Below are 14,002 nucleotides of genomic sequence, written 5' to 3'. Positions count from 1 at the left end.
CAATAAGCGAGACGGCGACAGGATAAAAAAGCGACAGGAAGTTTAAGGGGAGGGGAGAGAACAATGCGAATTAAACCTGATGATAATTGGCGCTGGTATTTTGATGACGAGCACGATCGTATGATGCTCGATTTAGCCAATGGCATGTTATTTCGCTCCCGTTTTGCCCGAAAAATGCTGACGCCGGATGCGTTTTCACCTTCCGGTTTTTGTGTTGATGACGCTGCTTTATATTTCTCGTTTGAGGAAAAATGCCGCAACCTCGATCTCTCTAATGAGCAGCGTGCGGAACTGGTGCTTAACGCGCTCGTGGCGATTCGCTTCCTGAAACCGCAAATGCCGAAAAGCTGGCACTTTATGACTCACGATACGCTCTGGTCGCCCGCGATCGGTGAAGGTGCCTGTGTCTGGCTGAGCGACACCCAGGAGTGCGTAAACCTGCTGGTGGTTGAGCCTGGAGAAAATGCCGCGCTGTGCCTGCTGGCGCAACCTGGCGTGGTGATTGCCGGGCGCACGATGCAACTGGGTGATGCGATTAAGGTGATGAACGATCGCCTGAAACCCCAGCTTCACTCCGAAAGCCTCCGTTTCGAACAGGCGGTTTAAGCCTCCAGTCGCAGTGCCGTTTTCGGAATACAACTGCAGCAGAGGATGCCACCGTCCTGCCTGATAGCCGATTTTTTCATCGCGCTCACTTCACCTTCAATCAGCTTGATCTGGCAACAGCCACATACGCCTGCGCGGCAGGAATAGGGTACGCGGATCCCCTGGTTTTCCAGTTGCTCCAGCAGCACTTGCTGATTGTTACCAATAAATGTTTGCCCCTGCCAGCTAATCTCTACTGTTCCTTCCGCCTGAACTTCCGGTTGCAGCGCTTCTGCAATGGCACCCGCGCCGTAAATTTTTGCTGGCGCTGTCGCCAGCACGGCCACGTCGTCGCCCACGCGGATGACGCCGCTGTTGCGTGCGATCAGGTTCTGCCCGAAATCGACTGCGCCGTTATCTTGCGCGGTACGAAAACCTTGCAGCGTGGCTAATGGTTCGCCGGTCGGGTGTTTTTGCCCACGCTCCGGGCTGACGGTGGTAAACACGCAGCGGCTACACGGTTTAACAACATCAAACACCACATCGCCGATACGCACGACTTTCCAGCTATCCTCTTCCCATGCTTGCGCGCCGGTTACCACCAGATTGGGGCGAAACTGCTCCATCTGCACGCTGGCCGGGCAGCGGTTTTGCAAATCGCGCAGCGAGGCTTCGTTGGTCAACAAATACGGGAAACCATCGGCAAACGAGAGCGGTACCTCTTCATGCCGTTTCACGCGACGGGTTAATTCCGGGCCGACCCAGCGCAATTGCACTTCACGGGCGAAAAAGCCGCTGAGCCAGCGATTAATCTCATCCGGTGCTATCAGCGCGGTAAAATGGTTGCCCCACACTTCCGTCGGGGCGCCGTCAGGCGCAAAATCGGTAAAACGAATTATCGCGCTACTGCCGTCCGGTGCGGTCAGATGCAGGCCATCGGTTAATGGCGATGGCGTAAAGCGCACCATCTGCGGATACTGACGCGCGGTAATAAAAGTGCCATCGGGTTGAGTGACCATAAAAATACGGTCAAAAGCAAAGCCGCTGGCATCGGCAAGCGCATGCGTCAGCCCAATACCGCGCATGGATTTCACCGGATGGATAAAGAGACGCGAAATCGTTGGCACGTCTTGCCCCCTGTAAGTCGAAAATAAGCCCTCAACTTTATGACATGACCGCCAGATTAGCTATAATGCGCAACAATTTTCGTTGAGTATAAGTGACATTATGATTTCTCTGTTTGCCAGTACGGCCCGCGGGCTGGAAGAGCTGTTAAAAACTGAACTGGAAAAACTCGGCGCGCAGGAGTGCCGCGTGGTTCAGGGTGGTGTCCATTTTGAAGGTGACACGCGGCTTCTGTACCAGAGCCTGATGTGGAGTCGCCTGGCTTCGCGCATTATGCTGCCGCTCGGAGAGTGCAAGGTTTACAGCGATCTTGACCTTTATCTCGGTGTGCAGGCGATCAACTGGACAGAGATTTTCAATCCTGGTGCGACGTTTGCCGTGCACTTTAGCGGCCTGAATGATGAGATTCGCAACAGCCAGTATGGCGCGCTGAAAGTGAAAGACGCTATCGTCGACAGCTTTACCCGCAAAAACCTGCCACGCCCGAACGTTGAGCGTGAACAGCCGGATCTGCGCATCAACGTCTGGCTGAATCAGGAGACGGCGAATATTTCCCTCGATCTGAGCGGCGAAGGTTTGCACCTGCGCGGTTACCGCGATCGTACCGGTATTGCGCCGATCAAAGAGAACCTGGCGGCAGCCATTGTGATGCGTTCCGGCTGGCAGCCGGGCACACCGCTGCTCGATCCTATGTGCGGCTCCGGCACGCTGCTGATCGAAGCAGCCATGGCCGCGACCGATCGCGCGCCGGGTTTGCATCGCGGCCACTGGGGTTTTGGCGGCTGGGCGCAGCATGATGAAGCGCTGTGGAAAGAGGTGAAAGCGGAAGCGCAAACGCGCGCACGCCAGGGGCTGGCGGGTTATGAATCTCACTTTTACGGTTCCGACAACGATGCGCGTGTTATTGAGCGTGCCCGCAGTAACGCCCGCCGCGCCGGAATTGGCGAGCTGGTGACCTTTGAAGTAAAAGATGTCGCCCAGCTCAGCAACCCGCTGCCGAAAGGCCCGTACGGTACAGTGATCAGTAACCCGCCGTATGGTGAACGTCTGGAGAGCGAGCCGGCACTGATCGCGCTGCATAGCCTGCTGGGTCGCCTGCTGAAAGCGCAGTTTGGCGGCTGGCATCTGTCGCTGTTCAGCGCCTCTGTCGATCTGCTTAACTGCCTGCAACTGCGCGCTGAGCGCCAGTTCAAAGCCAAGAACGGCCCGCTGGATTGCGTACAGAAAAACTATCATCTGGCGGAAAATACTGGCGAAGCGAAAGCGCCAGCAATGGCGGAAGATTATGCTAACCGTCTGCGCAAAAACGTTAAGAAACTGGAGAAATGGGCGCGCCAGGAGGGGATTGAATGCTATCGCCTGTACGATGCCGATCTGCCGGATTACAACGTGGCGGTCGATCGCTATGCCGATTGGGTAGTGGTGCAGGAGTATGCCGCGCCGAAAACCATCGATGCGCAAAAAGCGCGCCAGCGCCTGTTTGATATTATCGCCGCCACCATCCAGGTACTGGGTATCGCCCCGAACAAGCTGGTGCTGAAAACCCGCGAGCGGCAAAAGGGCACCAATCAATATCAGAAAATGAACGAGAAGGGCGACTTTATGGAGGTGAGCGAATACAACGCCCGCCTGTGGGTCAACCTGACGGACTATCTGGATACCGGCCTGTTCCTTGACCACCGTATTGCCCGCCGTATGCTGGGGCAGATGAGCAAGGGTAAAGACTTCCTCAATCTCTTCTCCTATACCGGTAGCGCCAGCGTGCATGCCGGGCTGGGCGGCGCGCGTTCCACCACCACGGTGGATATGTCGCGCACTTATCTGGAGTGGGCCGAGCGCAACCTGCGCCTTAACGGCCTGAGCGGCCGCGCTCATCGCCTGATCCAGGCCGATTGTCTGAGCTGGCTGCGTGAGACTGATGAACAGTTTGATCTGATCTTTATCGATCCGCCGACCTTCTCCAACTCCAAACGCATGGAAGACTCTTTTGATGTGCAGCGCGATCATATGCGTCTGATGCAGGATCTGAAACGCCTGCTGCGCAAAGGCGGCACCATTATGTTTTCCAATAACAAACGCGGTTTCCGTATGGATCTCGACGGGCTGGCGAAACTGGGTCTGCAGGCACAAGAAATTACCCAAAAAACGCAGTCGCAGGATTTTGCCCGCAACCGTCAAATCCACAACTGCTGGCTGATTACCGCAGCCTGAAAGGATAAATAAATGTCATTAATCAGTATGCATGGCGCGTGGCTGTCGTTCAGCGATGCGCCGCTTCTCGATAATGCTGAACTGCATATCGAAGAAAACGAACGCGTCTGTCTGGTTGGCCGTAATGGCGCAGGTAAATCGACGCTGATGAAGATTCTCAACCGCGAACAGGGGCTAGATGATGGCCGCATTGTTTACGAACAGGATCTGATTGTTTCGCGTCTGCAGCAGGACCCGCCGCGTAATGTCACCGGTAGCGTCTATGACTTCGTTGCGGAAGGTATTTCTGAACAGGCTGAGTATCTGAAGCGTTATCACGAAATCTCCCATCTGGTGATGACCGACCCGAGTGATAAAAATCTCAATGAACTGGCGAAAGTGCAGGAGATGTTGGATCACCACGGCCTGTGGCAGCTGGAAGATCGTATCAATGAAGTGCTGGGGCAACTCGGCCTGGAGCCGGATATGGAGCTGTCGGCATTATCCGGTGGCTGGTTGCGTAAAGCGGCGCTGGGCCGTGCGCTGGTCAGCGGGCCTAAAGTGCTGCTGCTGGACGAACCGACGAACCACCTGGATATTGAAGCGATCGACTGGCTGGAAGGTTTCCTGAAAACCTTTAGCGGCACCATTATCTTTATCTCGCACGACCGTTCTTTTATCCGCAATATGGCGACGCGCATAGTCGATCTCGATCGCGGCAAGCTGGTTACCTATCCTGGTGATTACGATACCTACCTGCTGGAGAAAGAAGAGAACCTTCGCGTTGAAGAGCTGCAAAATGCCGAGTTCGACCGCAAACTGGCGCAGGAAGAAGTGTGGATCCGCCAGGGGATTAAAGCGCGCCGTACCCGTAATGAAGGCCGCGTCCGTGCGCTGAAAGCGATGCGTCGCGAGCGCAGTGAACGCCGTGAAGTGATGGGTAGCGCGAAGATGCAGGTCGAAGAGGCATCTCGCTCCGGCAAGATCGTCTTTGAGATGGAAAACGTTAATTATGGCGTCGAGGGCAAAGTGCTGGTGCGTGACTTCTCCACGCAGGTACAGCGCGGCGATAAAATTGCGCTGATTGGCCCAAACGGCTGCGGTAAAACCACCTTGCTGAAGCTGATGCTGGATCAACTGAAAGCTGACAGCGGCCGCGTGCATGTGGGTACCAAGCTGGAAGTGGCGTACTTCGATCAGCACCGTGCCGAACTTGATCCGGATAAAACGGTGATGGACAACCTGGCTGAAGGCAAGCAGGAAGTGCTGGTGAACGGCAAGCCGCGCCATATTCTGGGCTATCTGCAGGACTTCTTGTTCCATCCGAAACGGGCGATGACGCCGGTACGCGCACTCTCCGGCGGGGAACGCAACCGTCTGTTACTGGCGCGTTTGTTCCTGAAACCCAGCAACCTGTTGATTCTCGATGAACCGACCAACGACCTGGATGTGGAAACACTGGAACTGCTGGAAGAGTTGATTGATAGTTATCAGGGCACCGTTCTGTTGGTGAGCCACGATCGTCAGTTTGTGGATAATACCGTGACTGAATGCTGGATTTTCGAAGGCGAAGGCCGGATTGGGCAATATGTTGGCGGTTATCACGATGCTCGCGCTCAGCAAGCCTCTTCGCAGGCCTTTAAACAGGCAGCGGCGAAGAAAACGGTGGAAGTTCCAGTAACCAAAGCAGAAAATGTCAAACGCAGCAGTAACAAACTAAGCTATAACCTGCAACGAGAACTGGAACAGCTGCCGCAAAAGCTGGAACAACTGGAAGCGGAACTGGGAGATTTACAGGCGCAGGTCGCCGATGCCAGCTTCTTTAGCCAGCCACATGATCATACGCAAAAAGTCTTAGCTGATATGGCTGCGGCGGAACAGGCGCTGGAAGAGGCGTTTGAACGCTGGGAGTATCTGGAGGCTTTGAAAAACGGCGCATAAAGGGAGTCAGTATGTGTGAACACCACCACGCCACACGACACATTCTTTGTTCGCAATGTGACATGCTGGTGGCACTGCCGCAGTTGCAGCACGGTCATAAAGCGACTTGTCCGCGCTGTGGCACAACACTGACAACCGAATGGGACGCGCCCCGGCAGCGTCCCACAGCTTATGCCATTGTGGCGCTGTTCATGCTGTTGCTCGCCAACCTTTTTCCCTTCGTTAATATGCAAGTCGCCGGTGTCGCCAGCGAGGTCACACTGCTGGAAATCCCCGGCGTGCTCTTTTCTGAAGATTACGCCAGCCTTGGCACTTTCTTTCTGCTGTTTGTACAACTGGTTCCGGCATTCTGCCTGGTGACTATCCTGCTGCTGGTGAATCGTGTGCCGATGGATTTTCGTCTGCGCATCAATCTGGCGCGGGTGTTATTTCAGCTAAAAAGCTGGGGAATGGCGGAGATTTTTCTCGCAGGCGTGCTGGTGAGTTTTGTTAAGCTGATGGCCTATGGCGATATCGGCATTGGTAGCAGTTTTATTCCCTGGTGCCTGTTCTGTTTGTTGCAATTGCGCGCTTTCCAGTGCGTTGATCGCCACTGGTTGTGGGATGACATTGCACCTGCGCCACAGCCGCCGCAGGTATTGCGCGTCGGTGTGCCGGGGATCCGTCAGGGGCTGCGTTCCTGCCCATGCTGTACGGCGATTGTCGCGATCGAACAACCTATTTGCCCGCGCTGCCACACGCGTGGACACGCCCGGCGGCGCAATAGTATCCAGTGGACGCTGGCGCTGTTGGTGACTGCGATGATGCTTTATCTGCCTGCTAATATTCTGCCGATCATGGTGACCGACCTACTGGGCGATCGCATGCCATCGACCATTCTCGCCGGGGTGATTTTGCTGTGGAGCGAGGGTTCTTACCCGGTGGCGCTGGTGATTTTTATCGCCAGTATTATGGTGCCGACGCTGAAAATGATAGGCATTGCCTGGCTCTGTATTGATGCCAAAGGCCATGGCCGACGAGACTGCGAGCGGATGCACTTTATTTATGAAGTGGTGGAGTTTGTCGGGCGCTGGTCAATGATTGACGTGTTTGTAATTGCCGTACTTTCTGCGCTGGTGCGGATGGGCGGGCTGATGAATATTTATCCTGCGATGGGTGCGCTGATGTTTGCGCTGGTCGTTATTATCACGATGTTTGCGGCAATGACTTTCGATCCACGCTTGAGCTGGGATCGTGAGCCACAAACGCACCATGAGGAGTCGTTAGAGCATGGAGAATAAGAGTGGGGAAGCCAACGTGCAAAAGGTGAGAAACTGGTCGCCGGTGTGGATTTTCCCGATCGTTACGGCGCTGATTGGCGCATGGATCCTCTTTTATCATTACAGCCACCAGGGGCCGGAGGTGACACTGATCACCACCAATGCCGAGGGAATTGTCGGCGGTAAGACCACCATCAAGAGTCGCAGCGTTGATGTTGGTGTGGTTGAAAGCACGACGCTGACTGACGATCTAACCCGTGTGGAAATCAAGGCGCGGCTTAACTCCGGGATGGAAAAGTTGCTGCATGACGATTCTGTTTTCTGGGTTGTGAAACCGCAGGTCGGTCGTGAAGGGATTAGCGGTCTGGGCACGCTGCTTTCGGGGGCTTATATTGAACTGCAGCCGGGCGCAAAAGGCAGCGCACCGGAGCGTTATAACTTGCTCGACTCCCCACCGCTGGCACCGCCTGACGCCAAAGGCATCCGTGTGATCCTTGACAGCAGCAAAGCCGGGCAATTGAGCCCCGGCGATCCGGTACTGTTCCGTGGTTATCGCGTCGGTTCGGTTGAGACCAGCACGTTCGATACGCAAAAACGCACGATGAGTTATCAGTTGTTTATCAATGCGCCGAACGATCGGCTGGTGACCAGCAATGTGCGTTTCTGGAAAGACAGCGGGATCGCCGTTGATTTGACCTCCGCCGGGATGCGCGTGGAGATGGGCTCGCTGGCTACGCTGTTCGGCGGCGGCGTCAGTTTTGACGTGCCGGAAGGCGTGGATCTGGGCCAGCCAGTAGCCGAGAACACCGCTTTCACGCTGTATGACGATCAGCGCAGCATTCAGGAGTCGCTCTATACCGAGCACATCGACTACCTGATGTTCTTCAAAGATTCGATTCGTGGCCTGCAACCTGGCGCGCCGGTTGAATTTCGCGGCATTCGTCTGGGCACGGTAAGTCGGGTGCCATTCTTCACTGCCGGTATGCGTCAGGCGCTGAATGATGATTACCGCATTCCTGTGCTGGTCCGTATTGAACCCGGGCGTTTGGTTAATGAACTGGGTGAAGATCCTGATGTGAGCGCGCGTCTGAATGAACTGCTCAAACACGGCCTGCGCGCTTCGTTGAAGACCGGGAATATTATTACTGGCGCACTGTATGTCGACCTCGACTTCTACAACAATGTACCTGCCGTAAGTGGCATGCGGGAGTTTGCGGGCTACCAGATCATTCCAACCGTGAGCGGCGGACTGGCGCAGATACAGCAGCGTCTGATGGATACGTTGGATAAGATCAATAATCTGCCGCTGAATCCGATGATCCAGCAGGCGACGTCAACGCTTGCTGAAAGTCAGCAGACGCTTAAACGTCTGCAAACGACGCTGGATAATCTTAACAAGCTGACGGCCAGCCAGTCGATGCAACAGCTTCCGGCGGATATGCAGTCTACGCTGCGTGAGCTGAATCGCAGCATGCAGGGCTTCCAGCCTGGCTCTGCTGCCTATAACAAGATGGTGGCGGATATGCAGCGCCTGGATCAGGTACTGCGGGAATTGCAACCGGTGCTGAAAACACTCAACGACAAGAGTAATGCGCTGGTATTCGAAGCGAAAGGGAAAGACGATCCGCAGCCGAAGAGGGCGAAACAATGAAAAAGAGCGCGCTAATCATTGTGGCGCTGTTGCTGACGGCATGTAGCAGCAGTGGTGACAATAAAAGTTATTACCAGTTACCGTCACCGCCACAAACGGCAGTGCAGGCCAGCACCGGGCAGAGCCAGGGCAATCATCAATTATGGGTTGAGCAGGTTTCAGTGCCGGATTACCTGGCGGGGAATGGTGTAGTGTATCAAACCACGGATGTGCAATATGTTATTGCGAATAACAATCTGTGGGCCAGCCCACTTGATCAGCAGCTACGCAATACGCTGGTCGCTAACCTGAGCAATCAATTGCCGGGTTGGGTTGTGGCATCGCAGCCGTTGGGCAGCGAGCAGGACACGCTGAATGTTACGGTGACCGGTTTTCACGGGCGGTATGATGGTCGCGTTATCGTCAGCGGCGAGTGGTTGCTCAAACATCAGGGGCAACTGATTAAGCGGCCGTTCCATATTGAGCTCAAGCAGCAGCAAGATGGGTATGACGAAATGGTGAAAATGTTGGCTCAAGGCTGGCAGCAGGAGGCGGCGAGTATTGCGGCACAGCTAAATCGTCTGCCATAAGAAAATTTAATCAAAAATGAACTGTCATGGCTAAAAACCGTGGCGGTTTTTTTTATCAATATGCTCCGTACATTAGTTGTGCTGGCTCACATTTTTTGTACAAATGAATTTCTGTGTAGCTCACATTTATGACACTGGCGTGAATTTTGCGCATTGACGACAACGCCTATTCAAGGTATTCGTTACCTGTGGCTGCACATTAAGTGACCACTGTTTTCTTTTCCACCAGATCAAAGAATGAGGGAAACGAGGCATGAAGAGACAAAAACGAGATCGCCTGGAACGGGCACATCAACGTGGTTATCAGGCTGGTATTACCGGACGCCCGAAAGAAATGTGTCCGTACCAAACCCTGAATCAAAGGTCCGAGTGGCTGGGAGGCTGGCGAGAGGCCATGGAAGACAGGGCAGTTATCGCCTGATTCTGTCTCTTTAAAAAGAAACCTCCGCATTGCGGAGGTTTCGCCTTTCTGGCGGAGGAGAATTCGCTATCAGAAAGTGGAGGTGTCCTGGAACAGACCCACTTTCAGATCGGAAGCCGTGTAGATCACGCGACCATCGACCAGAACTTCACCATCGGCCAGGCCCATGATCAAACGACGGTTCACCACGCGTTTGAAGTGGATACGGTAAGTAACGGTTTTTGCTGTCGGCAGAACCTGACCGGTAAATTTCACTTCACCGACGCCCAGCGCACGGCCTTTACCTTCGCCGCCAAGCCAGCCGAGGTAAAAACCAACCAGCTGCCACATGGCATCCAGACCGAGGCAGCCAGGCATCACCGGATCGCCGATGAAATGGCAGCCAAAGAACCACAGGTCCGGATTGATATCCAGCTCAGCTTCGACATAGCCTTTATCAAAGTTACCGCCGGTCTCGGTCATTTTGACCACACGGTCCATCATCAACATATTGGGTGCCGGCAATTGCGGGCCTTTTGCGCCAAACAGTTCGCCGCGGCCAGAGGCAAGAAGATCTTCTTTTGTATAGGATTCGCGTTTATCTACCATGTTTTCAGTAAGCCTTATTTGTAATTTCGGACGCAGGATAGCTAACACGTGTACGCTGAACAAGTCCGATCAGTTTTGGTTAAACCAATTCAACCAGCGCAGCGGCCACGGGAAACGGTGGCGTGCATCCTGTTGCGTCGCCTGTGCAATACGTTCCTGAATGAGTTGCTTGAGGTTGTTTTGTCCTTCAGCTTCCCACGGCAGGCCTGTTAATAAAGGTAGCGCATCACGAACATCATCTACGGCCCAGATAAAGAATTGTTGTGCCTGAACCGCGTCCAGTAGTTCCTGATGCAACGAGAGATGACGCACATTTGCTGAAGGAATAATCACCCCTTGCTTACCTGTAAGCTCCCGCTGTTGGCAAATGGCGAAGAAGCCTTCGATTTTTTCATTCAATCCGCCAACCGGCTGTGAGCGACCGAACTGATCCACTGAGCCGGTGATCGCCAGACTCTGATTGATGGGCACTTCTGCAAGGGCGCTCATTAAGGCGCACAACTCCGCCATCGAGGCGCTGTCGCCATCAACCTCGCTGTAAGATTGCTCAAAGGTGAGCGAGGCAGAGAAGGGAAGCTGCTGTTCCAGCTCCAGCTCCGCCATCAGGAACGCTTGCATGATCATCATGCCTTTCGCGTGGATATTGCCACCCAGTTCGGCTTTGCGTTCAACATCGTTAAACTCACCATCACCGACATGAACGACGCAACTAATGCGTGAAGGCTCACCGAACGCACGTGGGTGACCCGGAAACTCGATGACTGACAGCGCATTAATCTGACCAATCTGCTCGCCTTCGGTTTCGATGAGAATTTGTTCCAGCAGAATTTCGTCCTGCATCCGTTCAGCGAGAAATCCTTCGCGCCATTCACGTTGAGCAAACATCGAGCGAAGCTCTTCGCCACTGAACGTTGCGCCTGAGGCTGTCGCCGCGACTTCCCGTAGCTGGCGCGCCAGCCATAATGGGCAGAGCGGCAACGTCTCCTGATCGCCGGTATAGCGTACTGCTTCACGAATTAACGGCTGCCACGCATCGGTACCGGGTGAGGGGAGCTGTGCGCTGTGTGCAACCTGCTCGACCCATTGACGCCAGGTTCCAATTGTTTCGGCATCCACAATTTGCAGTGTTTCTTCATATTCGCTGTAAATTGCCTGCGCGGCCAGATCGGGCTCCATCTCCTGGAAATCAGCCAGAGATTCGCGTTCCCCAACAAGAATCACTTTCAGATCCAGTGGCATAGACGGAATACTGACCGGCAGAGGGCGAGATTCGTCGAAGGAGACCCAGTCAAAACGGCGCTGCGTCACCATTGTTTTCAGACGCATCCACAGCAGCGGTTGCGCAAGCAGCGTGCGCAGGGAAATGATCAGCACACCGCCGTTTGCCTGATGTACCAGACCCGGCTGCAAAGTAATTTCATGATTGAACTGACGCAAACAACCAAACAGTTGCTCTGCTTCGATCCACTCAGCAATCGCTACCGGCTTGCTTCCGGTGAAAGGAGATTGCGCACTGGTTGCCGGGTCAAAACTTACGGATGCGCCGTTGATGCGGTATTGCCCCCCGGCTAGCGGGCGGTCCTGAGGAATTATTTCTCCGGTAGCGCAGGCAATAAGTGCCAGGTATTCAGCTTCTTCTGGCGCCTTTGCCAGTAAAAAACGTGACGTTGCCTGCGGATAGAGCAGTTGCTCCAGCGCGTACTGTAATCGGGGTTGCGTATCGGCCAGCGAGAAGTCCGCTTCGGGCGCTGATTCGGACGATTCAAAAACTTCCTGATAGCTTTCTGTATCAGGAACCAGGTCGTTCCATTCAAGTTTTGTAATGGTCAAAGTCGTTTTTTTGGTCTGGAGTAAAAGGCGAGATTATACCGTAAACCCTTCTTTAACACACCGGGATTACGCGCTTTCGCGATGCGAAGCTGGACGATAGCTCACAGTGGACGATTTCTTTTAAGCAGAGTGACAAAAAACTGATATTCTGAACTGAGTTACACGGTAACGTTGAGAGAGCAATGAAATATCAACAACTGGAAAATCTCGAAAGCGGCTGGAAATGGAAGTATCTGGTTAAAAAGCACCGTGAAGGAGAACTGATCACGCGTTACATTGAAGCCAGTGCTGCGAAGGAAGCCGTCGATGTATTGTTGACCCTCGAAAATGAGCCGGTACAGGTGAATGAGTGGATTGGTCTCCATATCAATCCGGCACTGGTTAACCGAATGAAACAGACTATCCGCGCCCGGCGTAAGCGCCATTTTAACGCGGAACACCAGCACACGCGTAAAAAGTCAATTGACCTGGAGTTTGTCGTCTGGCAACGACTTGCGGGGTTGGCGCAGCGGCGGGGGAAAACACTGTCTGAAACGATTGTGCAACTGATTGAGGATGCGGAACATAAAGAGAAGTATGCTTCGCAGATGTCCACACTGAAGCAGGATTTGCAGGCGCTGCTAGGCAAAGAGTGAGTTTTCCCTAAGACGTGATAGAATTTCAGGCAATAAAAAACCCCGCGCTCTGGCGGGGTTTTTGCTAAGACGTAAACTTAAGCCTGCGGCTGAGTTACAACGTCTTTGCTGCCTTTCACTTCGATCTCTACACGACGATCCGGTGCCAGGCAATCGATCAGCGCTGCGCGTGGTTTCACGTTGTCGCAGGTGCTGCCGGTAACCGGGTTGGATTTGCCCATACCACGTGCGGAGATTTTGTTCGCCGGGATACCTTTGGAGATCAGGTAATCAACAACGGACTGAGCACGTTTCTCGGACAGACCCTGGTTGTAAGCGTCAGAACCGATACGGTCGGTGAAGCCCAGAACCACTACTGAACCGTCTTTCGGATCCAGGTTGCTCAGCTGACCATACAGCTGATCCAGCGCCTGCTGACCTTCCGGTTTCAGAGTTGCTTTGTTGAAGTTGAACAGAACGTCAGACTTCAGGGTGAAGTGTTTGGTCTGCACTTCCGGAGCCGGAGCCGGGGCCGGAGCTGCAACTACCGGAGCTGCATCTTCCTGCTGGCCGAAACGGTAGGAAACGCCTACGCTCAGCATACCGTTATCCGGGCGAGCACCAACGGTGCTTGCGTCACCGATATTGTTAACCCACTGGTATTCCAGACGGGTAGCGATATCACGAGTCAGTGCATACTCAACACCACCAGCGAAGACCGGAGAAACACCGGTATCGTGATCTTTGAAGCCCTGGTTGCTCTGACCATCAGCACGCCATACCATACCACCCAGACGGGTATAGATATCCAGATCGTCAGTGATCGGGTAACCCAGCTTAGCAGTCAGTTGAACGCCCTGAGATTTGAACGCGCCGTTAACGGTGTCGCCTTTGTACGGCATACGGCCCAGCCAGTCATAACCCAGTTCGAAACCAACGTACGGGTTAACCTGGTAGCCACCGAACGCACCAGCACCCAGTTGGCTTTCGTGGGTCGGGCCATCGTTCTGCCATACCGCACCTTTGTCATGATACTGGGACCAACCCAGTTTGCCACCTGCATACCAGGTGTTATCTTTCGGAGCGGCCTGCGCTACGGTAGCGAAACCAGCCAGTGCCACTGCAATCGCGATAGCTGTCTTTTTCATTTTTGCGCCTCGTTATCATCCAAAAATCGCCATGGTTATCTCTAAGAGATGAGATGCCACGGTTAAATCCTTCACCGGGGG

12 protein-coding genes are annotated in these 14,002 nt (G+C 54.0%); 8 read left to right on the top strand and 4 right to left on the bottom strand.

Going from position 1 to position 14,002, the window contains the following annotated elements:
- The first annotated feature begins 63 nt into the window (after window positions 1-63).
- Entirely contained in the window at window positions 64-606 is a 543-nt protein-coding gene (gene zapC, locus AWR26_RS16530; protein WP_064567456.1) for a cell division protein ZapC, read from the top strand.
- On the opposite strand, the gene AWR26_RS16525 is transcribed toward zapC, so the two are convergent.
- Window positions 603-1,712: a YcbX family protein gene (locus AWR26_RS16525; RefSeq protein ID WP_064567454.1), complete on the bottom strand. Its 1,110-nt coding sequence runs from the start codon at window positions 1,710-1,712 to the stop codon at window positions 603-605. The genes zapC and AWR26_RS16525 overlap by 4 nt on opposite strands.
- Window positions 1,713-1,812: 100 nt before the next feature.
- Here AWR26_RS16525 and rlmKL point away from each other — a divergent pair, with 100 nt between their 5' ends.
- From rlmKL to rmf, 6 genes are all read left to right on the top strand, one after another.
- Window positions 1,813-3,921: a bifunctional 23S rRNA (guanine(2069)-N(7))-methyltransferase RlmK/23S rRNA (guanine(2445)-N(2))-methyltransferase RlmL gene (gene rlmKL / locus AWR26_RS16520; protein WP_043954021.1), complete on the top strand. Its 2,109-nt coding sequence runs from the start codon at window positions 1,813-1,815 to the stop codon at window positions 3,919-3,921.
- 12 nt (window positions 3,922-3,933) lie between these two features.
- A complete protein-coding gene (locus AWR26_RS16515; RefSeq protein ID WP_064567452.1) occupies window positions 3,934-5,841 on the top strand; it encodes an ABC transporter ATP-binding protein in 1,908 nt (635 codons plus the stop codon).
- Window positions 5,842-5,852: 11 nt separating this feature from the next.
- Window positions 5,853-7,121 (top strand): membrane integrity-associated transporter subunit PqiA, encoded by a 1,269-nt coding sequence (gene pqiA, locus AWR26_RS16510; protein WP_064567450.1) that lies wholly within the window; start codon window positions 5,853-5,855, stop codon window positions 7,119-7,121.
- Window positions 7,111-8,751, top strand: coding sequence for an intermembrane transport protein PqiB (gene pqiB / locus AWR26_RS16505; RefSeq protein ID WP_064567449.1), 1,641 nt, complete (start codon window positions 7,111-7,113; stop codon window positions 8,749-8,751). Before pqiA ends, pqiB begins: the two co-directional genes overlap by 11 nt.
- Window positions 8,748-9,320 (top strand): membrane integrity-associated transporter subunit PqiC, encoded by a 573-nt coding sequence (gene pqiC, locus AWR26_RS16500; RefSeq protein WP_043954017.1) that lies wholly within the window; start codon window positions 8,748-8,750, stop codon window positions 9,318-9,320. Before pqiB ends, pqiC begins: the two co-directional genes overlap by 4 nt.
- A 253-nt stretch (window positions 9,321-9,573) precedes the next feature.
- Window positions 9,574-9,741, top strand: a complete 168-nt coding sequence (rmf, locus tag AWR26_RS16495) for a ribosome modulation factor (protein ID WP_017456222.1) — start codon at window positions 9,574-9,576, stop codon at window positions 9,739-9,741.
- 69 nt (window positions 9,742-9,810) lie between these two features.
- On the opposite strand, the gene fabA is transcribed toward rmf, so the two are convergent.
- A complete protein-coding gene (gene fabA / locus AWR26_RS16490; RefSeq protein ID WP_064567447.1) occupies window positions 9,811-10,329 on the bottom strand; it encodes a bifunctional 3-hydroxydecanoyl-ACP dehydratase/trans-2-decenoyl-ACP isomerase in 519 nt (172 codons plus the stop codon).
- A 69-nt stretch (window positions 10,330-10,398) separates the two neighbouring features.
- Complete coding sequence (locus AWR26_RS16485; protein ID WP_064567445.1) at window positions 10,399-12,159, bottom strand: AAA family ATPase; 1,761 nt, start codon at window positions 12,157-12,159, stop codon at window positions 10,399-10,401.
- Window positions 12,160-12,341: 182 nt separating this feature from the next.
- On the opposite strand from AWR26_RS16485, the gene matP reads away from it, so the two are divergent.
- The gene (matP, locus tag AWR26_RS16480) at window positions 12,342-12,794 is read left to right on the top strand and encodes a macrodomain Ter protein MatP (RefSeq protein ID WP_043954014.1); all 453 of its coding nucleotides are present in this window, start codon (window positions 12,342-12,344) and stop codon (window positions 12,792-12,794) included.
- Between the two features lie 77 nt (window positions 12,795-12,871).
- Here matP and ompA read toward each other — a convergent pair whose 3' ends face one another.
- On the bottom strand, window positions 12,872-13,921 hold the full coding sequence (gene ompA / locus AWR26_RS16475) for a porin OmpA (RefSeq protein WP_043954013.1): 1,050 nt from the start codon (window positions 13,919-13,921) through the stop codon (window positions 12,872-12,874).
- Between the last annotated feature and the right edge of the window lie 81 nt (window positions 13,922-14,002).

It is taken from the genome of Kosakonia oryzae (assembly GCF_001658025.2).
In the GTDB taxonomy this organism is placed as follows: Bacteria; Pseudomonadota; Gammaproteobacteria; order Enterobacterales; family Enterobacteriaceae; genus Kosakonia; species Kosakonia oryzae.
The sequence above is the reverse complement of the archived record's forward strand: the minus strand, read 5'-3'. Positions and strand labels throughout refer to the sequence as shown.